Annotated in this window: 19 protein-coding genes and 5 tRNA genes; 18 read left to right on the top strand and 6 right to left on the bottom strand. The window is 62.6% G+C overall.

Translation table 11 applies throughout. The features are described 5' to 3' along the window. Positions 1-5: 5 nt before the first annotated feature. Positions 6-134, bottom strand: a complete 129-nt coding sequence (locus tag D0B32_RS32990; RefSeq protein WP_259295111.1) for a hypothetical protein — start codon at positions 132-134, stop codon at positions 6-8. Between D0B32_RS32990 and D0B32_RS23385 the strand changes: the two genes are divergently transcribed. From D0B32_RS23385 to D0B32_RS23365, 5 genes are all read left to right on the top strand, one after another. Beyond that, entirely contained in the window at positions 133-1,950 is a 1,818-nt protein-coding gene (locus D0B32_RS23385) for an extracellular solute-binding protein (RefSeq protein WP_259295110.1), read from the top strand. The genes D0B32_RS32990 and D0B32_RS23385 overlap by 2 nt on opposite strands. A gap of 91 nt (positions 1,951-2,041) precedes the next feature. Beyond that, complete coding sequence (locus D0B32_RS23380; protein WP_117336654.1) at positions 2,042-3,079, top strand: microcin C ABC transporter permease YejB; 1,038 nt, start codon at positions 2,042-2,044, stop codon at positions 3,077-3,079. 1 nt (position 3,080) lies between these two features. Next, positions 3,081-4,187 carry an ABC transporter permease gene (locus D0B32_RS23375; RefSeq protein ID WP_117336653.1) on the top strand — a complete coding sequence of 369 codons (1,107 nt, stop codon included), beginning with the start codon at positions 3,081-3,083 and terminating at the stop codon, positions 4,185-4,187. Further along, positions 4,184-5,806: an ABC transporter ATP-binding protein gene (locus D0B32_RS23370; protein ID WP_181969879.1), complete on the top strand. Its 1,623-nt coding sequence runs from the start codon at positions 4,184-4,186 to the stop codon at positions 5,804-5,806. The genes D0B32_RS23375 and D0B32_RS23370 overlap by 4 nt, the downstream gene beginning before the upstream one ends. A 128-nt stretch (positions 5,807-5,934) precedes the next feature. Further along, positions 5,935-6,606, top strand: coding sequence for a C40 family peptidase (locus D0B32_RS23365; RefSeq protein ID WP_117336652.1), 672 nt, complete (start codon positions 5,935-5,937; stop codon positions 6,604-6,606). A gap of 154 nt (positions 6,607-6,760) precedes the next feature. Here D0B32_RS23365 and D0B32_RS23360 read toward each other — a convergent pair whose 3' ends face one another. Then, on the bottom strand, positions 6,761-7,741 hold the full coding sequence (locus tag D0B32_RS23360; protein ID WP_117336811.1) for a patatin-like phospholipase family protein: 981 nt from the start codon (positions 7,739-7,741) through the stop codon (positions 6,761-6,763). 452 nt (positions 7,742-8,193) lie between these two features. Here D0B32_RS23360 and gltX point away from each other — a divergent pair, with 452 nt between their 5' ends. The 7 genes from gltX (at position 8,194) to D0B32_RS23325 (ending at position 11,985) form a co-directional block, all read left to right on the top strand. Further along, complete coding sequence (gene gltX / locus D0B32_RS23355) at positions 8,194-9,609, top strand: glutamate--tRNA ligase (RefSeq protein ID WP_117336651.1); 1,416 nt, start codon at positions 8,194-8,196, stop codon at positions 9,607-9,609. Between the two features lie 122 nt (positions 9,610-9,731). After that, positions 9,732-9,807, top strand: a tRNA-Ala gene (locus D0B32_RS23350). 154 nt (positions 9,808-9,961) lie between these two features. Then, a tRNA-Glu gene (locus D0B32_RS23345) sits at positions 9,962-10,037 on the top strand. A 113-nt stretch (positions 10,038-10,150) separates the two neighbouring features. Further along, a tRNA-Asp gene (locus D0B32_RS23340) sits at positions 10,151-10,227 on the top strand. A 60-nt stretch (positions 10,228-10,287) separates the two neighbouring features. Then, positions 10,288-10,363 (top strand) — tRNA-Glu (locus D0B32_RS23335). A gap of 83 nt (positions 10,364-10,446) precedes the next feature. Then, positions 10,447-10,523, top strand: a tRNA-Asp gene (locus tag D0B32_RS23330). A gap of 490 nt (positions 10,524-11,013) precedes the next feature. Beyond that, a complete protein-coding gene (locus D0B32_RS23325) occupies positions 11,014-11,985 on the top strand; it encodes a hypothetical protein (RefSeq protein WP_117336650.1) in 972 nt (323 codons plus the stop codon). An 88-nt stretch (positions 11,986-12,073) separates the two neighbouring features. Here the strand turns inward: D0B32_RS23325 and D0B32_RS23320 are convergent, their stop codons facing one another. The 3 genes from D0B32_RS23320 to D0B32_RS23310 all read right to left on the bottom strand — a co-directional run bounded on the left by D0B32_RS23320 (position 12,074) and on the right by D0B32_RS23310 (position 15,031). Then, positions 12,074-12,502, bottom strand: a complete 429-nt coding sequence (locus tag D0B32_RS23320; RefSeq protein ID WP_117336649.1) for a hypothetical protein — start codon at positions 12,500-12,502, stop codon at positions 12,074-12,076. 178 nt (positions 12,503-12,680) lie between these two features. Next, entirely contained in the window at positions 12,681-13,769 is a 1,089-nt protein-coding gene (locus D0B32_RS23315) for an aldose epimerase family protein (protein ID WP_117336648.1), read from the bottom strand. Between the two features lie 44 nt (positions 13,770-13,813). Beyond that, positions 13,814-15,031 carry a DNA-binding transcriptional regulator gene (locus tag D0B32_RS23310; protein WP_117336647.1) on the bottom strand — a complete coding sequence of 406 codons (1,218 nt, stop codon included), beginning with the start codon at positions 15,029-15,031 and terminating at the stop codon, positions 13,814-13,816. A 276-nt stretch (positions 15,032-15,307) separates the two neighbouring features. On the opposite strand from D0B32_RS23310, the gene xylA reads away from it, so the two are divergent. The 6 genes from xylA (at position 15,308) to D0B32_RS23280 (ending at position 23,109) form a co-directional block, all read left to right on the top strand. Then, positions 15,308-16,630, top strand: coding sequence for a xylose isomerase (gene xylA / locus D0B32_RS23305; protein WP_117336646.1), 1,323 nt, complete (start codon positions 15,308-15,310; stop codon positions 16,628-16,630). A 70-nt stretch (positions 16,631-16,700) separates the two neighbouring features. Further along, positions 16,701-18,179, top strand: a complete 1,479-nt coding sequence (gene xylB / locus D0B32_RS23300) for a xylulokinase (RefSeq protein WP_117336645.1) — start codon at positions 16,701-16,703, stop codon at positions 18,177-18,179. Positions 18,180-18,535: 356 nt separating this feature from the next. Further along, positions 18,536-19,564: a D-xylose ABC transporter substrate-binding protein gene (xylF, locus tag D0B32_RS23295; RefSeq protein ID WP_117336644.1), complete on the top strand. Its 1,029-nt coding sequence runs from the start codon at positions 18,536-18,538 to the stop codon at positions 19,562-19,564. An 83-nt stretch (positions 19,565-19,647) separates the two neighbouring features. Continuing rightward, complete coding sequence (gene xylG, locus D0B32_RS23290) at positions 19,648-21,207, top strand: D-xylose ABC transporter ATP-binding protein (protein ID WP_117336643.1); 1,560 nt, start codon at positions 19,648-19,650, stop codon at positions 21,205-21,207. Further along, complete coding sequence (locus D0B32_RS23285) at positions 21,204-22,400, top strand: sugar ABC transporter permease (RefSeq protein WP_117336642.1); 1,197 nt, start codon at positions 21,204-21,206, stop codon at positions 22,398-22,400. The genes xylG and D0B32_RS23285 overlap by 4 nt, the downstream gene beginning before the upstream one ends. Before the next feature lie 244 nt (positions 22,401-22,644). Then, entirely contained in the window at positions 22,645-23,109 is a 465-nt protein-coding gene (locus tag D0B32_RS23280; protein ID WP_117336641.1) for a GNAT family N-acetyltransferase, read from the top strand. Positions 23,110-23,140: 31 nt separating this feature from the next. On the opposite strand, the gene D0B32_RS23275 is transcribed toward D0B32_RS23280, so the two are convergent. After that, entirely contained in the window at positions 23,141-24,001 is an 861-nt protein-coding gene (locus D0B32_RS23275; RefSeq protein ID WP_181969878.1) for a helix-turn-helix domain-containing protein, read from the bottom strand. Positions 24,002-24,044 lie beyond the last annotated feature (43 nt).

Raw genomic sequence — 24,044 nt, 5'->3', positions numbered from 1 at the left:
CTGCGTCAAGGCTCCTTCGCCACCTTGCGCGCCATGATCGAGAAGCTCTCGCGGGTCTGTTTTCCGGCTTTGTCACGCTCATTGGCATGCTCATTGACGCGGACTTTCCCGGCGGTTTTGCTGCCACTCTGCATGCCAGGCATCTTTTGCACCGCGCTCCTGGGCGCACAAAACGCGCATGCCGCGTACGCAATCGCGCAATACGGCGAGCCCAAATATCCCGCGGGTTTCAAGCACTTCGATTACGTCAACCCGGACGCGCCAAAGGGCGGCACGCTGGTGCTGGCCAATCCCGACCGGCAAACCAGCTTCGACAAGTTCAATCCGTTCACGCTGCGCGGCAACGCGGCGCCGGGCAGCGGCTTCATCTTCGAGAGTCTCGCCACCGGCAGCTCGGACGAAGTCGCGACGGAATACGGGCTGCTCGCCGACGACATCAGCATCGCGCCAGACCGTCTTTCCACCACGTTCCACATCAATCCCCACGCGCATTTTTCCAACGGCGATCCGGTGACCGCGGACGACGTCAAGTTTTCGTTCGACACGCTCAAGAGCCCGCAGGCCGCGCCTGCTTACGCGTCGTACTTCGCTGATATCACGCGGGCAGTCGTGGTGGATCCGCAGACCATCCGCTTTGAATTTCGCGAGCCCAACCGCGAATTGCCACTGCTGGCGGGCGGCATTCCGGTGTTCTCGCACAAGTGGGGGATGAAGCCGGACGGCACGCGCATTCCGTTCGACCAGTTGAGCTTCGAAAGGCCGATTGGCAGCGGCCCGTATCTGATCGAGAGTTACAGCAACGGCCGCACCATCACCTACCGGCGCGATCCGCACTACTGGGGCGCAACGTTGCCGGTGCGCGTGGGCATGAACAATTTCGACCGCATCACCTACAAGCTGTATTCCGACGACACCGCGCGCCGCGAGGCCTTCAAGGCCGGTGAATACGATGCGATGGTCGAGATGGTGGCGCGCAACTGGGTGCGCCGCGATGTCGGCAAGCCGTTCGATTCCGGTGAACTGATCAAGCAGGAGTTTGCGCAGCACAACGGCGTCGGCATGCAGGGCTTCGTGCTGAATCTGCGCCGCCCGATGTTTCAGGACCTGCGCGTGCGCAAGGCACTCGATCTCGCGCTGGACTTCCAGTGGCTCGACCGGCAACTGTTCTACAACCAGTACAAGCGCATCAACAGTTACTTCGTCAACACGCAATGGCAGGCCACCGGCACGCCGAGCGCGGGGGAACTGGCGTTGCTCGATCCGTGGCGCAAGCAACTGGACCCCGCCGTGTTCGGCCCGATGCCGACGCAGCCCGATACCAACCCGCCCGGCTCGCTGCGCGCCAATCTGCTCGCAGCACGCGCGCTGCTCGCGCAGGCCGGCTGGACCTATCGCGACGGCGCGTTGCGCAATGCGCAGGGGCAGCCGTTCGTGTTCGAGATGCTGGACGATTCGTCGGGCGCCGCCGTGTGGCCGCCGGTCATTGCCACGTATCAACGCAACCTGGCCAAGCTCGGCATCACTTTGAACTACCGTACGACGGATTTCGCGGTGTACCAGAAGCGGCTGGATGCGTTCGAGTTCGATGCCACCATCATCAAGGTGCCGGACGAGCAGGTGCCGGGCAGCGATCAGGTGGAACAGTTCGGCAGCAAGTCCGCGGACATTCCTGGCTCCGGCAATCTGGGCGGGATCAAATCACCGGCGATCGACGCGGTGCTGCGCGCGCTCGTGCAGGCGCAAACGCTGGAACAACTGACCGACGCCACGCATGCGCTCGACCGTCTGCTGATGCATGGCTATTATGTGGTCCCGCATTGGTACAGTAACGTGTGGCGGGTGGCGTTCAAACGCGGCATGGCGTGGCCGAAAACGTTGCCGCTGTACTATTCGGCAACGGACTGGATCATCTCCAACTGGTGGTTCACGCCCACGCCGGCCCAGCCCTGACGACGGCGAAAGCATGTTGGCGCCTGTGATTGCTTTCGTTCGTCATCCCAACGTCCTGCACGTTTTGCCTTAGCGCTTCGGAACCGCCGCCATGTGGAGCTACATCCTCAAACGACTGCTGTTGATGATTCCGACCTTGCTCGGCGTGCTGACGCTGACCTTCGTCGTGATCCAGTTCGTGCCGGGCGGCCCGGTCGAGCAGATGACGCACGAACTGCGCAAGGGCGCGGAGAACGGCGCACCGTTCGGCCTGCGCGCGCACACCGGCGTCGACGCCAAACAGATCGAGCAGTTGAAGGTGCTGTACGGTTTCGACAAGCCGCCGCTGGAACGCTATGGCCTGATGCTCAAGCGCTTCGCGACCTTCGATCTGGGGCAGAGCTATTTCCGCCATCAAAGCGTGTGGTCGCTGGTAGTCTCGAAGCTGCCGGTGTCGATCAGCATCGGCTTGTGGACCTTCTTTCTCACCTATCTGATCTCGGTGCCGCTCGGCATCGCCAAGGCGGTGCGCAACGGCTCGCATTTCGACTTTGCGACGAGCCTCGTCGTGCTGGTCGGCTATGCAATTCCAGGCTTCGTATTGGGCGTGCTGCTGCTGGTGCTGTTCGGCGGCGGCTCGTTCCTGCAACTCTTCCCGCTGCGCAATCTCACCTCCGACAACTGGGCGCAACTGAGTCTGGGCGGCAAGATCCTCGACTATCTGTGGCATATCACGCTGCCGATTACGGCCTCGGTGGTGGGCAGCTTCGCCGTGGTCACGATGCTCACCAAGAACGCCTTCCTCGACGAGATCCGCAAGCAGTACGTGCTGACGGCGCGCGCCAAGGGTCTGTCCGAGCGGCGCGTGTTGTGGAAACACGTGTTTCGCAATGCGTCGCTGCCGTTGATCGTCGGTTTCCCTGGCGCGTTTATTGGCGCGTTTTTTACCGGCAGTCTGCTCATCGAAACATTGTTCTCGCTCGACGGGCTGGGCCTGCTGTCGTATCAGTCGGTGGTGCAGCGCGACTATCCCGTCGTGCTCGGCACACTGTATCTGTTCACGTTGATTGGCCTCGCCACCAAGCTCATCTCCGACCTCTGCTACGTCTGGGTCGATCCCCGGATTCAATTCGAACAACTGGAGCGCTGATTTGAGTCGGGCCCGTTCCCGAGCCGATCTGGCGGCGCGTACCGAACCGGTGCGCGCCTTCGTGTCGCCTTCGCCCGCGCGCCGCGTCTGGCAGCGTTTTCGCAAGCAGCGGCTCGGCTACTGGAGCCTGATCGTGTTTCTCGTCGCGTTCGCGGCGAGCCTCGCGGGGCCGCTCTGGTCGAACGACAAGCCGGTGGTGGTGCGCTACGACGGCCACCTGTATTTCCCGATGTTCAAGACGTATCCGGAGACGGCGTTCGGCGGCGACTTCCCGACACCCGCCGATTATCTCGATCCCTACGTGCGCGACCGCTTCAGCAAGCCGGGCAATTTCGCGCTCTATCCGCCCAATCCGTACTACTACGACACGCTCAACTACTTTTCGAAACTGCCGAACCCCGCGCCACCTTCGCGTGACAACTGGCTCGGCACCGACGACCGGGGCCGCGACCTGTTCGCGCGGCTGCTATACGGCTTTCGCGTGTCGGTGGAGTTCGCGCTCGTGCTGACGCTGATCGGCACCGTACTCGGCATCCTGGCCGGCGCCGTGCAGGGCTTCTTCGGCGGACGTACGGACATCATCGGACAGCGCGCCATCGAAATCTGGAGCGCCATGCCGGAGTTGTATCTGCTGATCATCTTCGCGTCGATCTTCGAGCCTGGTTTCATCCTGCTGATCGTGCTGCTCTCGCTGTTCGGCTGGATTGGTTTATCCGATTACGTGCGGGCGGAATTTCTGCGCAATCGCACCCAGGACTATGTGCGGGCGGCGCGGGCCATGGGGCTGTCGAACTGGCAGATCATGTGGCGGCATGTGCTGCCCAACAGTCTCACGCCGGTTATCACGTTCCTGCCGTTTCGCATGAGCGGGGCCATCCTCTCGCTCACGAGTCTCGACTTCCTGGGGCTGGGCGTGCCGTCGCCCACGCCAAGCCTTGGCGAGCTGCTCGCGCAGGGCAAGGACAATCTCGACGCATGGTGGATCTCGCTCTTCACCTTTGGCGTGCTAGTCGTGTTGCTGCTGCTGCTGACCTTCATGGGCGACGCGCTGCGTAACGCGCTCGACACCCGCATCTCCGATGCCATGCGCGCCGGAGGCAACCAGTGAGCGAAGCGTTGAAGCAAGGCACGGCGCCGCCGCTGCTCGAACTGGATCGTCTGCGCGTGACGTTTGGCGATACCGTTGCCGTGAAGGACGTCACGCTTGCCATCGAACGTGGCGAGCGGGTGGCGCTGGTCGGTGAGTCCGGCTCGGGCAAGAGCGTGACCGCGCTGTCCATCCTGCGGCTCCTGAACGACGCCGACGTGAGCGGCGCGATTCGCTTTAACGGCGAAGATTTGCTGGCGCGAAGCGAGCGTGAAATGCGCGGCTTGCGCGGCTCCGATATCGCGATGATTTTCCAGGAGCCGATGACCGCGCTCAATCCGCTGTTCACGGTGGGTGAGCAGATCGCGGAAACGATCGTGGTCCACGACGGCGTGACGTCGAAAGAGGCGAAGAAGCGCGCCGTTGCGCTGCTGGCGCGCACTGGCATCACGGAGCCGGGAAAGCGCGTCAACAGCTACCCGCATCAACTCTCCGGCGGCCAGCGTCAGCGCGCGATGATCGCGATGGCGCTCGCCTGCCGCCCGCGTCTGCTGCTCGCCGACGAGCCCACGACCGCACTCGACGTCACGATCCGCGCGCAGATCGTCGACCTGCTGCTCGAACTGCAACGCGACGAAGCGGAAAAGCGCGGCATGGCCGTGTTGCTGATCACGCATGACCTGAATCTGGTGCGGCACTTCGCGCAACGTGTTGCGGTGATGGAGAAGGGCGTGCTGGTCGATAGCGGCCCCGTGGAGCAGATCTTCACGTCGCCGCAACATCCGTACACCCAGCGGCTCCTGCAAAGCCGTCCTGAGCGGACGGTGGTGCCGGTGCTACCCATCTCGCCGGTGCTGCTCGAGGCGCGCGACGTCTCAGTCGAATTCAAAACGAAGCTGCCGGGCTTTGCCGGCTGGTTCCGCTCGGGACGCTTTCGTGCGGTGACTGACGCGAGCGTTTCGGTGCGGCAACGTGAGACGCTCGGCATTGTCGGCGAATCGGGCTCGGGCAAATCGACGCTCGCGATGGCGCTGCTCGGGCTGCAACGCACCGCGCAAGGCGAAATCGAATTTCAGGGCAGGGCGCTCTCGAGCTATCGCGGCGCGGAGCAGACGGCGCTCCGTTCGAACATGCAGGTGGTCTTTCAGGATCCGTTCAGCTCGCTCTCGCCGCGACAGACCATCGAGCGCATCGTCGGCGAAGGGCTGGCCCTGCACCGGCCGCAGATGGATGCCGAGGCGCGGCGCAGCAAGATCGTTTCGGTGTTGCGCGAAGTCGGGCTTGATCGCACGGTGCTGCACCGCTATCCGCACGAGTTCTCCGGCGGACAGCGTCAGCGCATTGCAATTGCGCGCGCCCTGGTGCTCGAACCGCGCATCCTGATTCTCGACGAACCCACCAGCGCGCTTGATGTTTCGATCCAGCAGCAGGTGCTCAAACTGCTCGCCGGCTTGCAGCACAAATACAACCTTGGCTTCGTGTTCATTAGTCACGATCTTCAAGTGATTGGCGCGATGGCACACCGGGTCGCGGTGATGCAGAACGGTTCCATCGTCGAAACCGGCGAGGTCGAGGAGATTTTTGCGAGACCCGCCCATCCGTACACGCGAAAGCTGTTGAAAGCCGTGTTATCAAGCTGACATTCACCAATTGGGTGCGTGTCGCGATTGTATTTTTCTATTTGTTTTGACACGTGAATACTTACTGGCTAGTATCGACCAAACTTTTTTTCGTATCCCACTGATTTTTAGGCAAAAAATACCGACCAATGCAGCACCGAAACTTAACCCAGGCTTGCACGCGCGTCGTCGCCGGGATGTTCATTGGCGTACTGATGGCAGCAGCTCCCGGCGCTTTCGCCGACGAAGTAGGCAGTTCAAATCAGAATGCTTCATTTTCGACCCAAGATGGGTCGAATTCCCTGTCCGCATCCTCCTCCCAGAATCTCGCTCCGGCCGCTGATGCCACCAGTGGGGCTCGGTCGTTTTTGTCCGGCATGGCGGGCAAAGCGGGCGACGTGGTGGTGGGCGCGCTGAATATGATCGGCGTGCGTTATCGCTGGGGCGGCAATACCCCGGATTCGGGGCTCGATTGCAGCGGCTTCGTACGCTACGTTTTCCAGGACACGCTGGGCATGGCTTTGCCGCGTCGTGCTGAAGAAATGAGCCGCGTGGGCGAAAAGGTCAGCATGAACGACCTGAAGCCGGGCGATCTGGTGTTTTTCAACACCATGCGCCGCACGTTCTCGCACGTTGGCATCTATATTGGCGACAACAAGTTCGTGCACTCGCCGTCTACCGGCAGCACAATCCGCGTCGATGATCTGGACGAAGGCTACTGGGAAAAGCGTTTCACAGGCGCACGCCGGATCGAAACGTCGTATCAGGGCAGTCAGGATCTGAAGCAGCGCGTGAATGCTGCGCTGGGCGGCGCCAACTAGGTTCGGCTCTGCTGCGCGCAAGCGCTGTTGTTCTGACCGTCAGATGCGCTCACAAAAAGCCTGCTTCGTTTGAAGCAGGCTTTTTTCGTTGCGCGGGGTTGTGTGTTGCAACAGGGTGAAAAGCGCGGCCGGCCCACGCCCGCCGCGCTCGTTTTTAAACCGCAGCCTGGCTCGCAGCCAGCTTGCGTTGCAGTTCCGGCATGATGCGCGCGGCCGCTTCCTCGCCCGCCAGTATCGCCGCGTTGCGCTGAGAAAAATCGCTGCCGCTCATGGCGGCCAGATTCGGGCGGATCACGACGTCGGCGTACTTGTCCAGTTCGTACGCCTTGATGGTCTGACCCATGATCGTGAAGGTCTGCAAGAGGACGTCGAACGAGCTCGACGTCACGCCGGTCTCGGGACGCTGCGAGATATCCACGGCAATCACGAAATCCGCCCCCATCTTGCGCGCGAAAGACGCCGGCACAGGACTGACCAGACCGCCATCCACGTACTCGTGGCCGGCAATTTTCACGGGCTCGAAAATCGACGGCACGCTGCACGACGCACGTACCGCGGTACCCGTATTGCCGCGCCGGAACAGGATGGGCTGACCCGTGTTCAGATCAGTTGCGACCACGCCGAGCGGCTTGGCCATTTTCTCGATGGGGCGGTTGTTCAGCGTCGTATTCAGGTAGTTCTGCAGCGCGACCCCCTGCAGGAAGCCGCGTGCGCGAAACGGCATGGCCCAGTCGCTGATCGACGCTTCATCCATGTTCAAGGCGAGCTTGTTGAGCGCGAAGCCATTCATCCCCGAGGCGTACAGCGCGGCCACCACGGAGCCCGCGCTGGTGCCTGCCACCAGATCCACCTGAATGTTGCGCGCCTCGAGCGCCTTGATCACGCCGATGTGCGCGAAGCCGCGCGCGGCGCCGCCGCCCAGTGCAAGCCCGACGCGAATCGGCCGCTGGGGTTTGACGCTGGCAGATGGCGCGACCGGGGGAGTGGGTGGCGGCGTGGTGGAGGCCGTGCTTTCGGACGGCGCGGGATTGTCCGGGCGGCTGCCGGTCGTGACGGTGGTGCAGGCGGTGAGCACCGCGGATGCCGCGGCCAGCGAAAAGGTGCGGCGGCTCAAACGAGGGGTGGACGAATTCAACGATTTCTCCAGCAACGGCGCCGGCTCCAGCGAGGATCGCCGCGCGGCCGCGTGTCACGCAAACAGGACCGCCAGTGGCGATCTTCAGATGCCGTGAGCGGGCTCGGTCACGGCGCGCGCACATCATAAATCAAAGCTTCGCGGCGGCGCGGCGCGCGTGAGGAATCGTTACAGAAACGTGAAAGGCGTGTGGGTGGTAGCGTCCAGCATCTCCTGCACGCGCACGGCCATGAGCTGGTCTAGAAGACCGCCCACCCAGCCCCACGGGCCATCCACCGCCGCCCCACGCCATCACGCCGACCAGGTGCAGCAGTTATAATTCGCCTTTCGCATTTTCCATTCGTATCCGTGCGCGACGCGCTTCGCTGCACGAATACGTTCCGCTGCCGCGCGTCTCAGCGCATGTCGCGCTCAAACGTCCGGTAGCGTCGCCCGTTTCCGAGTAACCGCACATGACCACCTCCGTTCGTACCCGCTTCGCACCGAGCCCCACGGGTTTCATCCACCTCGGCAACATCCGCTCGGCGCTGTATCCGTGGGCGTTTGCGCGCAAGAACAAAGGCGACTTCGTGCTGCGCATCGAAGATACGGACCTGGAGCGCTCGACCTCGGCTTCCGTGGATGCGATCCTCGAAGGCATGGCCTGGCTTGGCCTCGATTACGACGAAGGCCCGTTCTATCAGATGCAGCGCATGGACCGTTACCGCGAAGTGCTGAAGCAGATGGAACAGCAGGGGCTGGCGTACCCGTGCTACATGTCTACGGAAGAGCTCGACGCGTTGCGCGAGCGGCAGCGTCTCGCGGGCGAAAAGCCACGCTACGACGGCACGTGGCGTCCGGAACCCGGCAAGGTGCTGCCCACGCCACCGGAAGGCGTGCAGCCGGTTACGCGCTTTCGCAATCCGTTGACGGGCGTGGTGGCCTGGGACGACGCGGTGAAAGGGCGCATCGAAATCTCCAACGAAGAGCTGGACGATCTGGTGATCGCACGTCCTGACGGCACGCCGACCTACAACTTCTGCGTGGTCGTGGACGATCTCGATATGCGCATCACGCACGTGATTCGCGGCGACGATCACGTGAACAACACGCCGCGTCAGATCAACATCCTGCGCGCGCTGGGCGCCGAGCCGCCGGTCTACGCGCACTTGCCGACCGTGCTGAACGAGCAGGGCGAAAAGATGAGCAAGCGTCACGGCGCGATGAGCGTGACGGGCTATCGCGATGCGGGCTATCTGCCGGAAGCCGTGCTCAACTACCTCGCGCGGCTTGGCTGGTCGCATGGTGACGCGGAGATTTTCTCGCGTGAGCAGTTCGTCGAGTGGTTCAACCTGGAGCATCTCGGCAAGTCGCCGGCGCAGTACGATCACGACAAGCTGAACTGGCTCAACGCTCACTACATCAAGGAAGCGGATAACGCGCGTCTCGCCGAACTGACGCGGCCGTTTTTCGCGCAGCTGGAGCCGGCCATCGACGCGGCCACGATCGCGCAAGGCGCCGATCTGGTGGCGGTAGTGGGTCTGCTGAAAGACCGCGCCTCGACGGTCAAGGAAATCGCCGAGAGCGCCGCGATGTTCTACCGCGAGCCGGCGCCTGAAGCGGACGCGCTCGCGCAGCACGTGACCGACGCCGTACGTCCAGCCATCGCCGATCTCGCGAGCGCGCTGAAGACAGTGGAGTGGAACAAGGAGAGCATCGCCGCGGCACTGAAGGCGACGCTGGCCGCGCACAAGCTGAAGATGCCGCAACTGGCCATGCCGGTGCGTCTGCTCGTGGCAGGCACGACGCATACGCCGTCCATCGACACCGTACTGATGCTGTTCGGCCGCGACGTCGTGGTCCAGCGCCTCGAAAAAGGGCTCGCCTGAAAGCAGGCGAAATACCGCTGAGAGGGATTGCATGCGACGGGCAAAAAAAGTCGCATGTAATCACTCAAAGGGTATTTACAAAGCGAGATTTGCTCCTTAAAATCTCGTTTCTGTTCTGCAAGGGGGGTATAGCTCAGCTGGGAGAGCGCTTGCATGGCATGCAAGAGGTCAGCGGTTCGATCCCGCTTACCTCCACCATCAGAGCAGATTGAAGTCTTTCCGATGTCTGGATCCTGTAGCAAAAAAGACTTCACAAATAGTAACAAGCTAGTTAGAATATTGGTCTTTGCTGCTGACGAAACGAAATTATCGCCAGTTAGCAGCAAGATAAAGACAGATCTGAAAAGATTATGTCCCCTTCGTCTAGAGGCCTAGGACATCACCCTTTCACGGTGAGTACAGGGGTTCGAATCCCCTAGGGGACGCCAAACATCAGCGTCGCTTTAGTGTTTCAAGTAAGTGCAAGTCGCACTTGGTTGGCGGTAAGGTAGCGCAGCTTGCAGAGAATTAACCGACGCTCGCAAGCCAGGGTGTAAAGACTGGAGTGGTAGTTCAGTCGGTTAGAATACCGGCCTGTCACGCCGGGGGTCGCGGGTTCGAGTCCCGTCCACTCCGCCAGACAAAGCCCGTTCATATGAACTTGAACGGGCTTTTTCATTAAAGGTGTAAGCGTACGTTGTCCCCTTCGTCTAGAGGCCTAGGACATCACCCTTTCACGGTGAGTACAGGGGTTCGAATCCCCTAGGGGACGCCAAGACATCGGCATCGTTTGAAGTGCTTCGAAGCGATGCAGTTTGCGAGCCGCATCAACGTTCGCAAACGCCGGTGCAAAAATCTGGAGCGGTAGTTCAGTTGGTTAGAATACCGGCCTGTCACGCCGGGGGTCGCGGGTTCGAGTCCCGTCCGCTCCGCCAGAAAAGCACGAAAGCCGTTGAATCAGACTTGATTCAACGGCTTTTTTGTTTTCCGGACGCTACCTGGGATGCCTTAGCATTTGCGAACGCGCCATGTCCATGTAAGCGTATCGTCAAACACGTGTAGCAAGTGCTGCGTCGGTGCACCACGATCGAGCACCACATCTGCGCCGTTCGAGCGCCGGCCTTGGCGATCCACGAGTCAGTAATCTTCACCACTCCCGCGTCGCCCGTCCCGCTCGCAAGGCAGAGTTTGCCGCTTCGTCTATATGCGCCTGAGTCTTGACGGTTCCCGCCTGGCGTTGGCGATTGCATTGGCTGCGCGAGCCAACCAGTATTGATGCATATCCGCTGCGCTGCGCTGCGGCATGCGTGCACGACACGCTGTGACCGGTCTCGACGGCAACGGCAGGCGCGAACGGATACTGCACCGCGCGCGTCGCGACGGTGCAAAAAGGGCGTGAGCGGCTTTCGCCGGGAGGGCAGTGGGGTGACGATCTTTCCTTGCACGCTGGTATTCGTGGATGCCGATGCGGGTCGCAGTCCAAACTCCTCAAGCAAAGACCCCCTTTCTTACGTCGATCAGGCCGTGGGGCTCAATCGAAGTCTCGTGCAGGCGGGCATGCCGCGTCTGACCATCTTCACCAACTCGCCCGAACAGGTCGAAGCACGGCTGAAGTCATTCGAGCCCAACTCGCATGCTGCCGTTCAGCAACTGGTCATGACCATCCAGTTGCCCAAAGCCACGCCGTTCTATGGCGCTCACTTCAAACTCGATCTGATGGATCAACTGGCGCGCACGCTGCCCGACGACACGCTGATGCTGCTGCTCGATGCGGATATCGTCGCGGTGCGGCCGCTGAACGATGACTTGATCACACGCTGTGCGGAGGCCGGCATCGGCATCTTCGATATCTCCGACCAGCTGTTTTCCGCGTATGGTTTTGCGTCGGTGATCAACGATCTGGAACTCGTGGCGAACCGCCGTCTGCGCAATCCGCGCTGGTACGGTGGCGAATTCATGCTGGCCACGCCGCATACACTCGCGTTGGTTGTGTCACGCGCACGCGAGTGCTACGAGCGCTACTTGCAGGAGAGTCATCGCCTGCTGCATCACGGCGATGAGACGTTCGTTTCCGCTGCGCTCAACACGCTTGCGGACGAAGGGCAGGGCATGGTGGAAGTGGGCGCCTGGCAGGCCATCGGGCGGCATTGGGCAGGCAACTGCTATCGCAATCTCGCGTGGTTTCGCAGTTGCTCGCTGGTGCACCTTCCCGCCGGCAAGGGGCTGCTGCAACGGCAGTCACATCGGGCCACCTTCGTGCCCGTGCGCTTCTGGCGCGATGTCCTGATCGCACACTGGTTGTGGCGTGGACGTCTGGCCATCAAGCGTGTGCGCAATTCACTATTGGCCTCTGTGCAGAAGAAGCCAATTGCACCGACGCCTCGCTCCGCGCGTTAACCAAAACGCAGGAATGAATGTGACGCCAGGCAATTGCATGGCCTGTGACAGACCATGCAATTTCATCACGCGTCGTGCGGTTGTACGCCTAGTTGGCGGCAGCCTGTTTGCTGCCAAACGTCACGGTGATCGACGCGGTGTATTGGGGCACGGTGATCGTCGCATCGTCATCGTCGCCGCCACCTGCTGCAAAGTGGAACTGCGGTTTCGGAATCTGCGTCTTGGAAGACTTGATGGTCGTCACGACCGGGTCATAGCCGGGCATTTCGCATTTGACCTGCAGGTCTGAATCCGAGCGTCGCACGTCCACGCTATCAGGTGCAGTGACGGACCAGTCGCCCTTCGCATTGGTCAACGTGCATTTTGCGCCGGTCACAGGACCGTTCGCGTCCACTGCCGCGATCGACAATGTTTCGCGGTCCTTGTTTTCACCGCCATTGCGATTCGTCGCGCCGGTCACGTTCACCGTATTGGCGTTTTCGAGCCCGGTGTCGGTCTTCGCTGCAACACTGGCCACGCTGTAAATTGAAAGCAGAGATGCACTGACGGCAATCGCTGCTGTTAGCTTCCTGTTAATTTTTTTCTCCTTCAGCTCGAGAGCAAGGTCGTTGTAATCACGTGTGATGCCATCACGGCCGGTGGCATCGCACGGGACTCTATCACGCCTTTTTTACGCGTGATTTTCCGACGCCAACTTACACTCCGGAGCGCACTTCGACGCGATACTGCGTGACCTGACGGTACGTTTCGCCGGGTCGCAACACGACGCGCTGATGGTCGGCCATATTGATCTGGTCGGGAAAGCCGCCCGCTTCGAGACAGAGGCCCGCATAGCGTGGATGGATGACACCGCCGCGCCCCTTGAGCCCGGTCAGGTAGTTGCCAGTGTAGAACTGCAGACCCCATTGATCGGTCAGCACGGTCAGTTCGCGGCCGCTGCCTGGATCATAAACGCGCGCCACTTCGCGCACGGGCGGCGTGCTGTTCAGCGTGCCGTTGGCATCGAGCGTCTCGTGCAGCACGTAGCAATGATCGAAGCCTTGCGCGAGCGCGAGCTGCGTATTCGGCCAGTCGAGCCGCGCGCCAAGGGGCGCGCTGCGCCGGAAGTCGAACGCATTGCCCGCCACTTCCGCGCGCCGCAGCGGAATCATCGCGGCATCGACTTCGAAGAACTGATCGGCGTCGATAGAGACCACATGTCCACGCACGTCGGTCGCCGGCACGCCGGACAGATTGAAGTAACCGTGGCTCGTCAGATTGAGCGGAGTGGGCGCATCGGTGATGCCTTCGTAGTCGATCGTCAGCGCGCCGTCGTCATCGAGCGTATAGCGCACCTGCACCGTCACGTTGCCGGGAAAGCCCGCATCGCCCTCGGGCGATTCGAGCCGCATGACGAGCGTGCCGTTGTCTTCGCTCGCGTCCCAACGCTGCCGATTGAATCCTGCCGCGCCACCATGCAAAAGATTGTTGCCCTCATTGCGATCGAGCGTGTATTCGATGCCGTCGAGCGTGAAGCGGGCCCCCGCAATGCGATTGGCCCAGCGGCCGATCAATCCGCCCATGTAGGTCGTCGCCGCGAGGTAATCCGCCGGCGTGTCGTGACCGAGCAGGATATCGCCGAGCCTGCCAGTGCGGTCCGGCGCGTGCCACGACACGAGTGTCGCGCCCAGATCGCTGATGGCGACTTTCATGCCGTGCGCGTTGCGCAGCGTAAAGAGCTGGACCGGGTCGCCGCCGGGCAGGGTGCCCCAAGGCTCGGTGGAAAATCGTGCGGTACTGATCATGGCGGCGAGAGAAAGAGATCCTGATAACTGGGAAAAGAGCGAGACTAGCGTGGCGCCGCTTCGGACTTCACGCGCTCCTGATACTCGCGCGGCGTGCAGCCCAACTCACGCCGAAACACGGCATACATGTACTGCAAGGACGTGAAGCCGCAGCGGATCGCGACCTCCGCACTCGACGCATCGCCCCTGGCGAGCATCGCCTTGGCCGCGTCGAGCTTATGCCGGAGGATCTCCTGGTGCACCGTGCATTGCAACTCACGCCGAAAATAATCTTCGAGCGACGAGCGCGACACGCCCACGTAATCGGCCACCTGCTCGGTGCGGATTCCCTGGCAGGCGTACTGGCGGATGAAGTGCCGCGCGCGCATCACGTAGGGGCTCGTGAGCGGCTGATGGCGCGTCGATTCGAGCACGTTGATGCCCACCGGCGGCACGCGGATGCAACGGCCCGGAAAGCGCGCGCCGTGCAGCATCTGATGCAGCACGTGCGCGGCGGTGCGGCCCATTTCCTCGGTGCCCTGAATGACCGACGACAGCGGAATGCGCGTGAGGGTGCGCGTCAACGGATCGTTGTCGATGCCGATGATCGCCACCTGCTCGGGCACCGCGATGCCGGCAATCAGACAGGCCTGCAACAGATGCCGGGCGCGCGCATCGGTCACGGCGATGATGCCTACCGGCTTGGGCAACTTTTCGAGCCATGCCGTGAGCTGATCCGTGGCCTGGTTCCAGGCGTGCGCGCTGGTGGAGAGGCCGCGATAGATCTCGGCGTCGATTTCTTCGGCGGTGCGCCCGTCGGCCGCGCGAAGATTGGCGAAGGCCAGTTCGCGTTGCTGCGCCCAGCGGTTTTCCGGCGCCTGCGGCAGGCTGTACAGCGCAAAATGCGCGAGCCCCGCGCCGATCAGATGCGTGTAGGCGAGCGAAACCAGCTTGGCGTTATCCGTCGCAATGTAGGGCACCTCGGGCGGATAGAGCGACTCGTCCTCGTACGACGAGCCCACCGCCACCACCGGCAGCGGGCAACCGCGCAGCGCTTCGCAAACTGCGGGGTCGTCGAAGTCGGCAATGATGCCGTCGCCGTCGAAGCGCTCGATGCCGGTCAGACGGCAGCGAAAGTCTTCCTCCAGAAACAGGTCCCACGCCACGCGGGTCGACAGCAGGTAATTACCGATACCCGCGATGATCTCGCGGTCGTACACCTTATTGGCGTTGAACAGCAGGGCGATCCGATGCGGCGTCTGATGCGTCTGGGGTCGGGTCATCGCGTTGATGGCGCGTGGGCCTTGCGGCCTGCGTGCCAGCGTCTCCTTGTTGGGCGGGGCGCCATGCGCCGGGCCGGTTTTTAAGCGTCGGGTTATTTTAGGCTGCTATTTCCACGCCTGTGAACGTGAAATGCGCGCGCGGTGAGAAACATTAACCGCCCTGCGCAATTTCGCAATTGCGGGGAGGGGCGCCGCACTGGCAGCATGGCGTCACCTTGTCGAACCCGGCGCACGGACGCGGTACGGGTTGCGCTGCAACAATAACAGGAGACGCTGATGTCCTACTTCGAACATATCCCGACCATCAAGTATGAAGGCCCGCAATCGGATAACCCGCTGGCCTATCACCATTACGACCGCAGCAAACAGGTGCTCGGCAAGACGCTGGAAGAACATCTGCGCATTGCCGTGTGCTACTGGCACACCTTCGTCTGGCCCGGCGTGGATATCTTCGGACAGGGCACCTTCGAGCGTCCGTGGCATCAACCCGGTGACCCGATGGAGCGCGCGCATCAGAAAGCGGATGCGGCGTTCGAGCTGTTCTCGAAGCTAGGCACCCCTTACTACACCTTCCACGACACCGACGTCGCGCCTGAAGGCAGCAGCATCAAGGAATACAGCGAGAACTTCGCGCGTATCACCGATTACCTGGCGCGCAAGCAGCAGGACACCGGCGTCAAACTGCTGTGGGGCACGGCGAATCTGTTCTCGCATCCCCGCTATGCAGGCGGCGCGGCAACCAGCCCGAACCCGGAAGTGTTTGCGTATGCGGCCACTCAGGTGTGCCACGCGCTCGACGCCACGCAACGGCTGGGCGGCGAAAACTACGTGCTGTGGGGCGGCCGTGAAGGCTATGAAACGCTGCTCAATACGGACCTGGTGCGCGAACGCGAGCAGTTCGCCCGCTTTCTCACGATGGTGGTCGAGCATGCGCACAAGATCGGCTTCAAGGGCACGCTCCTGATCGAGCCGAAGCCGCAGGAGCCAACCAAGCATCAATACGATTACGATGTGGCCGCCGTGCATGGCTTTCTTACGCAATACGGCCTGCAGAAAGAGATTCGCGTCAACATCGAGGCCAATCACGCCACGCTGGCCGGTCACTCGTTCCATCACGAGATCGCCACGGCGTTTGCACTGGATATCTTCGGCAGCGTCGACGCCAATCGCGGCGATCCGCAAAACGGCTGGGATACGGACCAGTTTCCGAATAGCGTCGAGGAACTGACACTGGCGTTCTACGAAATCCTCCGGCACGGCGGCTTCACGACCGGCGGGATGAATTTCGACGCCAAGGTGCGGCGTCAAAGCGTCGATGCGGCTGATCTGTTCTACGGCCACATCAGCGCGATCGACAACCTCGCGCTCGGTGTCGAGCGTGCAGCAGTCCTGATCGAAAACGACCGGCTCGAAAAGTTCAAGCGTGAGCGCTACGCGGGCTGGGAAACGCAGTACGGCCGCAATATCCTCGATGGCGGCTTCTCGTTGTCGGAACTCGCCAAGGACGCGCTCGACCGTGGCCTGAGCCCGAAGCACGCCAGCGGTCAGCAGGAACGGCTGGAAGGCGTCGTGAATCAGGCCATCTACGGCTTGCGCTGAGCGCGAAAGCACGGTCATGAACGCAGGGTAACGAACGCAGGGCACACTTGCGCATAACGAGGGTGGAGACATGTTTATCGGTATCGACCTCGGCACGTCAGGCGTCAAAGCCGTGCTACTCGATCGCGACGGCCGGGTGCGTTGCACGGCCTCGCAGGCACTGACGGTCAGCCGGCCGCATCCACGCTGGTCGGAGCAGGCGCCGCAGGACTGGTGGGGCGCCACCACGCGCGCGCTCGCCGACCTGCTGGCGCAAGCCAGGACAGCCGGTATCGACGCGGCGCAGATCGAAGCGCTCGGTCTGACCGGGCAAATGCATGGTGCGACGCTGCTCGATGCGCAAGGCGAGGTGCTGCGTCCGGCCATTTTGTGGAACGACGGGCGCTCGGATGTCGAGTGCCGCGAACTCGAGATCGCCGCGCCGCAACTGCGCGAGATTGCCGGCAACATGGCGATGCCGGGCTTTACCGCGCCCAAGCTGCTATGGGTGCGCAAACACGAACCGGAGATTTTTGCCCGCATCGCGCAGGTCTTGTTGCCCAAGGACTATCTGCGTTATCGACTGACCGGCGATTTCGCGACCGACCCTTCGGATGCGGCCGGCACGTTGTGGCTCGATGTCGAACAGCGCGATTACAGCGGCGCGTTGCTGGCGGCCTGCGGGCTGTCGCGTGAACAGATGCCGGCGGTCTTCGAAGGCAATCGCATCACCGGCACGCTCAAGCCCGAGCTGGCGCGTCAATGGGGTCTCGGCGAGATTCCGGTGATCGCAGGCGGCGGTGACAACGCGGCGGGTGCGGTGGGCGTGGGTATCGTCCGACCTGGGCAAGCCATGCTGTCGCTCGGTACGTCGGGCGTGTATTTCGCGGTCTCCGACGGCTATCGCGCGAATCCAGCCTCGGCGGTGCACAGCTTCTGTCACGCCTTGCCGCAGACGTGGCATCTGATGTCGGTGATGCTGAACGCGGCAGGCTGCATCGATTTCACCGCGCAATTGACGGGCTACAAGGACGTGGCCGCGTTGCTGGCGGATGCCGAAGCGAATGCACGCGACCGGCGCCCCTGGTTCCTGCCGTATCTGAGCGGCGAGCGCACGCCGCACAACAACGTCAACGCGAAGGGCGTGTTTTACGGACTCGTGCCGCAGACCGACCGTGCCGACATGGCGAACGCGACGCTCGAAGGCGTGGGCTTCGCGTTGCTAGACGGCATGGATGCGCTGCACGCAGCGGGGCTCGTGCCCGATGAGATTTCGGTGATTGGCGGCGGCTCGCGCAGCGCTTACTGGACCCAGATGCTGGCGGACATCGCCGGCCGTCCGCTGACCCTGCGCGCTGGTGGCGAAGTGGGGCCGGCGCTCGGTGCGGCGCGTCTCGCGCATCTTGCGCTCGAACCGGATGCGCCGCTCGACGCAATCTGTCCAAGGCCGGAAGTGCTTGCGGTGCGTGAACCGGACAGCGCGCGTCATACGTGGTACAGCAATGAACGCCGCCCGACTTTCCACGCGCTCTATCGGGCGCTGGAACCGGTGTTTGCTGCGGACGCCTAGCTGGTCATTCGAACACGGGCAGCACGCCTGGCTGCCCGTTCACTCAGGCTATCAGCAGAAAGACGCAGCGCAGCGCTGTGTCTCGACTCAACCTGACCGTGTCTGCAAGTCCTCGCGTCAGTTTGAAGTAGTTACATAGGAATACGAAATAAATGAAGGCGGATGCGCGTGTCGCGTCTATTCAAAGTCGTCCCTCGTCGCCGCAAGGTTTGTCGCATCGTAGTTCCGTCGTAGTTGCTGTCGCTGTCGTTGCCATTGCCGTTTTTATCCAGCCGGCCGCGCGTCGAGACGCGCGTGCCGTTCAGTCCGGCGCCGCCGAGTACGGCATTGCCGATCATAAGAGAGAGGAGTGAGACATGAAATTTTCAACGCGTCGTTCGGTTCTAGGTTCGCTCGTGTGCGGCGCCGTGCTGGCGAGTTTGTCGCTCGCCGCGCCGCTGGCGCATGCCAGCAAGGAGCATCCGGAAATCGGTTTCTGTATCGACGATCTGAGGGTCGAACGCTGGTCGCGGGACCGCGATTACTTCGTGGCGGCTGCGGAAAAGCTCGGCGCGAAGGTGTCGGTGCAATCGGCGGACGCCAGCGAAGAGCGGCAGATTTCGCAGATCGAAAATCTGATCTCGCGCGGCGTAGATGTGATCGTGATCGTGCCGTTCAATTCGAAGACGCTCGGCAATGTCGTGGCCGAAGCGAAGAAGGCCGGCATCAAGGTCGTGTCGTATGACCGCCTGATTCTGGACGCCGATATCGACGCCTACATCTCGTTCGACAACGAAAAGGTCGGCGAACTGCAGGCTCAAGGCGTCTACAACGCGCAACCGAAGGGCAACTACTTCCTGCTTGGTGGCGCGCCGACCGACAACAACGCGAAGATGCTGCGTGAAGGTCAGTTGAAGGTGCTGCAACCGGCCATCGACAAGGGCGACATCAAGGTGGTCGGCCAGCAGTGGGTGCCGGAGTGGAGCGCCTCCACGGCGCTGCGCATCATGGAAGATGCGTTGACGGCGAACAACAACAAGATCGACGCCGTGGTGGCTTCGAACGACGGCACGGCCGGCGGCGCGATTCAGGCGCTGGCAGCCCAGCACATGGCCGGCAAGGTGCCTATCTCCGGTCAGGATGCCGATCTCGCCGCGGTCAAGCGCGTGATCTCGGGTACGCAGACCATGACGGTCTACAAGCCGCTCAAGCTGATCGCCGGCGAAGCGGCCAAGCTCTCCGTGGCACTCGCCAAGGGTGAGAAGCCGGGCTTTAACGCGCAGTACGACAACGGCAAGAAGAAGGTCGACACGGTGCTGCTGCAGCCCACGCTGCTGACGAAGAGCAATGCCGACGTCGTCGTGAAGGACGGCTTCTACACGCAGGCTCAACTCGCGAGCCAATAAACGGGACGTGCGCGACGACGCTGCTGACGATTGCACGCAGCGGCGCCGTCGCGCTCCTTGTAGCTTGTAGTGAGGCAAAGCGAATGGCGCAACCTTTACTGGCGATGCACGGCATCGTCAAAGCGTTTTCCGGCGTCAAGGCGCTCGACGGTATCGACCTGACGGTCGCGCCGGGCGAGTGCGTGGGCCTGTGCGGCGAGAACGGCGCGGGCAAATCGACGCTGATGAAAGTGCTGTCCGGCGTGTATCCGTATGGCACGTGGGACGGCGAGATCCTGTGGGAAGGTCAGCCGCTGAAGGCGGCTAACGTGCGCGACACCGAGCATGCGGGCATCGTCATCATTCACCAGGAGTTGATGCTGGTGCCGGAGTTGTCGGTGGCGGAGAACATCTTTCTTGGCAACGAAATCACCTTGCCGGGCGGCCGCATGAACTACGCCGCGATGTTCCAGCGTGCCGACGAGTTGCTGCGCGAACTGCACATTGAAGGCATCAACGTCGCGCAGCCGGTGATGAACTATGGCGGCGGCCATCAGCAATTGATCGAGATCGCCAAGGCGCTCAACAAGCGCGCGAAGCTGCTGATTCTGGACGAGCCGTCCTCGTCGCTGACCGGCTCCGAGACGCGCATCCTGCTCGACATCGTGCGCGATCTGAAACGGCGCGGCGTGGCCTGTGTCTACATTTCGCACAAGCTCGACGAGGTTGCCGCGGTGTGCGACACGATCACCGTGATTCGCGATGGCCGCCATGTCGCCACTGAGCCGATGCAGGCACTGACCACCGACCGCATCATCGCGATGATGGTGGGCCGCGAAATCAAGAACCTGTTTCCGCGCGAACCACGCGAGCTGGGTGAGGTGATCTTCGAGGCGCGCAACGTGACGTGCTTCGACGTGACGAACCCGCGCCGCAAACGCGTCGACGATGTGTCGTTTTCGCTTCGCCGTGGCGAGATTCTGGGCGTGGCGGGCCTCGTCGGCGCGGGCCGTACCGAGCTGATGCAGGCAATCTTCGGCGCGTATCCGGGCGTGAGCGAAGCCACCGTGATACTCGAAGGCAAGCCGCTGAAAATCCGCGCGCCGGAAGATGCAATCCGGGCCGGCATCGGCATGGTGCCCGAAGATCGCAAACGCCACGGCATCGTGCCGCATCTGAGCGTGGGGCACAACATCACGCTCTCGGTGTTGCAGCGTTTCGCGAAAGGCGCACGGATCGACTCGGCCGCCGAACTCGACACGATTCACACGGAGATGAAGCGCCTGTCCGTGCGTGCCGCGCATCCGATGCTGTCGATTGCGAGCCTCTCCGGCGGCAATCAGCAGAAAGCGGTGCTCACGCGCATGCTGCTCACCAATCCGAAGGTGCTGATTCTCGACGAGCCCACGCGCGGCGTCGATGTCGGCGCGAAATACGAAATCTACAAACTGATCGTGCAACTGGCGCAGCGCGGCATGTCGATCGTGATGGTGTCGTCGGAAATGCCAGAGGTGCTCGGCATCAGCGACCGCGTGCTGGTGATCGGCGAGGGCGAACTGCGCGGCGATTTCATCAACGAAGGACTCACGCAGGAAGATGTGTTGACGGCCGCCATCAGCCCCGTGCAGCGAGATACGAACCTAACCGAAGCGAGCGCAGCATGACTCCCGACGTCACTTCTCCCAATCCTAAGGACTCCGCATTGCGCGGGTCGTTCGGTCCGCAGCGGTTGCAGCAACTGTTTGCGCGCTACAAGATTCTCGCGCTGTTGATTGCGGTAGCCGCCATCTGGCTGTTCTTTTCATTTCTCACCAATGGTGCGTTCATCACGCCGCGCAATCTGTCGAACCTGCTGCGGCAGATGTCGATTACCGGCATGCTCGCCTGCGGCATGGTGTTCGTGATCATTGCGGGTGAGATCGACCTGTCGGTGGGCTCGCTGCTGGGCCTGCTCGGCGGCGTCGCCGCGATTCTCGATGTCAACCGGCACTGGCCGATCGGCGTCACGGTGCCGGTGGTGATGCTGCTGGGCGTGCTGGTGGGGCTCTTCAACGGCTGGTGGTCGACCTATCGGCGCGTGCCGTCGTTCATCGTCGGGCTCGGCGGCATGCTCGCCTATCGCGGCATTCTGCTCGGCGTGACGGGCGGCTCGACCATCGCGCCGGTGTCGGACAATTTCGTGTTCCTCGGCCAGGGCTATCTGCCGCGCGTTGCCGGCGACCTGCTCGCCGTCGTGTTGTTCGCGTTGCTGGCGGTGCTCACGGTGCGGCAGCGGCGCAACCGGCAGCGCTATCAGTTGCCGGTGGTGCCGGTCTGGCAGGACGCGACGAAGATCGTCGGTGCAGGTGTGATCCTGCTGGCGTTCGTGGCCACGCTCGACCGTTACGGCGGCATTCCGGTGCCGGTGTTGCTGCTGCTCGCCTTGCTCGGCATCTTCACGTGGATCGCCACGCAGACGGTGTTTGGACGCCGCATCTACGCGGTGGGATCGAACCTCGAGGCCACGCGTCTTTCGGGCGTCAACACGAACCGCGTGAAGCTGGTGATTTTCGCGCTGATGGGTCTGATGTGCGCGTTCGGCGGCATCGTCAATACGGCGCGGCTGGCGGCCGGGTCGCCCTCGGCTGGCTCGATGGGTGAACTGGATGCGATCGCCGCCTGCTTCATTGGCGGCACTTCGATGCGCGGCGGGTCCGGCACGGTGTACGGCGCGCTGATCGGCGCGCTGGTGATGGCGAGTCTCGACAACGGCATGTCGATGCTCGACGTGGATGCATACTGGCAGATGATCGTCAAAGGCGGCATCCTCGTGCTGGCGGTTTGGATCGACGTGGTGTCGGGGTCCAACCGGCGCTGAGGTCAGCGGACGCGGCAGCGTGTGGCCGGAGAGGGCGGCGGTCCCTGGTCGCCGTTCCAGGCATGGACACGTAGTCGCGCGTCACTCCGTAAGCCAAACGTCATGTTGGCGGACCCAGACGCGGCCAGGGGGACGCTTTCGACGCGCCCACGAGGGTTGGACTACACTCTCGGGACAAACAGCCATTGCCAGCACGCGCCGGCTGTTTTACCGTGGTGCGATTTCCTCCTTTGCCCGCCGCGTCATGTTCGTCCCAACCGATTACCCGTTGCCGTTCCAGTTGCGCAGGGCCAGCATGGACGACTTCGCGTTTGCCGAAGCGTTGACGCGCGGCAACATGGGCGGCTACTACCACCGTCACCACCTGATCTGGCGCAGCGATCTGTTTCTCGGCAGCTGGCGTGAGTCGGAGAACTACATCCTCGAAGCCGACGGCGAAGCCATTGGCGTGCTGCGCATCACGGTGGAAGGGGATTCGCTGCATATCCGCGACGTGCAGATTGCCGAGGGCCATCGGCGGCGCGGCGCGGGCACGTATCTGCTGGACATGTCGCATCAATGGGCCCGCGAGCGCGGCTTGCGCGAACTGCAGTTGCGCGTGTTCGTGGATAACCCCGCGGCACGGCTCTATCAACGTTTGGGTTACAAGCTGGCCGGCCCAAGGCTCGCGCAACTCGGCGCCATCCGGCATCTGGCGCGGCGGGTTTGACGGCGGCGATCCACCGGCACGCGCTTGACTCTTATTGTTGGTCCGGCTCCGCTTCGCTTTCCACCATCGCACGCTCCGAGCCACGCTCCGCGTCTCTTTCGATAAACGCCCGCGGACTCTTGCCGAAGGCCCGCCGGAACATGGCGGAAAAGGCACTCTGGCTCTGATAGCCCAGCTCCTGCGCCACGTGGGCAAGAGGCCGTCCCTGACTCAGCAGAGGAATCGCCCGCGCCAGCAGCGCCTGCTGACGCCACTGCGAAAAACTCACCCCCAACTCCTGGCGAAACAGCCGCGCAATGGTGCGCGTGCTGGCGCCGACACTCTCGGCCCATTGTTCCAGCGAATCGGAACGGGCCGGATCGGCGATCACCGCTTCGCACAGCGCACGCAGGCGCTTTTCGTTGGGCATGGGTACGGAAAGCGGCAGCGGCTCGGAGCGCGTCAGTTCGTCCAGCGCGAGCGCGCCGAGCACCTGCTCGCGGCTGGTGGAGAGATCCGGCACATCCAGCGCGGCAATCACTTCCCGCAGCAGATTCGACACTTCCACGACGCGGCACGCATCCATCCCGGCCGGCACCGCGTGTTCGTCGATGTACAGCGTGCGCAGAAAGGCTTCCTCGACGATCACCACTTCATGTGTCACATGCGGCGGCACCCAGATGGCGCGCGACGGCGGCACCGTCCACGTCGTGCCGGCGGTGGCAATGCGCAGCACGCCGCGCGACGCGTACGCGACCTGGGCCCACGCATGCGTGTGGCGGGCGATGCGCACGCCTGCCGGCATGGGCCGTGAGCGCACGCGGATAGGGTGCACGCGCGTTGGCGCAAATTCCGGCGGGATGTCGGCGAAGTCGACGCGGGTCGACACGGAGGCGGCGGTGGATGAATCCATGAAATGGGCGACGGGCGAGTCCCGCAAACGCGTGGAAGCTTCC

Origin of the sequence: Paraburkholderia sp. DHOC27, from assembly GCF_003429005.1 — a bacterium.
Taxonomy (GTDB): domain Bacteria; phylum Pseudomonadota; class Gammaproteobacteria; order Burkholderiales; family Burkholderiaceae; genus Paraburkholderia.
Note: the sequence above shows the minus strand (reverse complement) of the source record. Positions and strands in the feature narration are given on the sequence as shown.

What these genes read in the sequence shown, in the direction of transcription:
- D0B32_RS23385 (WP_259295110.1), top strand. Translation starts at nt 133, where the DNA reads ATGCCAGGCATCTTTTGCACCGCGCTCCTGGGCGCACAAAACGCGCAT.
- D0B32_RS32990 (WP_259295111.1), bottom strand. Translation starts at nt 134, where the DNA reads ATGCAGAGTGGCAGCAAAACCGCCGGGAAAGTCCGCGTCAATGAGCAT.
- D0B32_RS23380 (WP_117336654.1), top strand. Translation starts at nt 2,042, where the DNA reads ATGTGGAGCTACATCCTCAAACGACTGCTGTTGATGATTCCGACCTTG.
- D0B32_RS23365 (WP_117336652.1), top strand. Translation starts at nt 5,935, where the DNA reads ATGCAGCACCGAAACTTAACCCAGGCTTGCACGCGCGTCGTCGCCGGG.
- gltX (WP_117336651.1), top strand. Translation starts at nt 8,194, where the DNA reads ATGACCACCTCCGTTCGTACCCGCTTCGCACCGAGCCCCACGGGTTTC.
- D0B32_RS23315 (WP_117336648.1), bottom strand. Translation starts at nt 13,769, where the DNA reads ATGATCAGTACCGCACGATTTTCCACCGAGCCTTGGGGCACCCTGCCC.
- D0B32_RS23310 (WP_117336647.1), bottom strand. Translation starts at nt 15,031, where the DNA reads ATGACCCGACCCCAGACGCATCAGACGCCGCATCGGATCGCCCTGCTG.
- xylA (WP_117336646.1), top strand. Translation starts at nt 15,308, where the DNA reads ATGTCCTACTTCGAACATATCCCGACCATCAAGTATGAAGGCCCGCAA.
- xylB (WP_117336645.1), top strand. Translation starts at nt 16,701, where the DNA reads ATGTTTATCGGTATCGACCTCGGCACGTCAGGCGTCAAAGCCGTGCTA.
- xylF (WP_117336644.1), top strand. Translation starts at nt 18,536, where the DNA reads ATGAAATTTTCAACGCGTCGTTCGGTTCTAGGTTCGCTCGTGTGCGGC.
- xylG (WP_117336643.1), top strand. Translation starts at nt 19,648, where the DNA reads ATGGCGCAACCTTTACTGGCGATGCACGGCATCGTCAAAGCGTTTTCC.
- D0B32_RS23285 (WP_117336642.1), top strand. Translation starts at nt 21,204, where the DNA reads ATGACTCCCGACGTCACTTCTCCCAATCCTAAGGACTCCGCATTGCGC.
- D0B32_RS23280 (WP_117336641.1), top strand. Translation starts at nt 22,645, where the DNA reads ATGTTCGTCCCAACCGATTACCCGTTGCCGTTCCAGTTGCGCAGGGCC.
- D0B32_RS23275 (WP_181969878.1), bottom strand. Translation starts at nt 24,001, where the DNA reads ATGGATTCATCCACCGCCGCCTCCGTGTCGACCCGCGTCGACTTCGCC.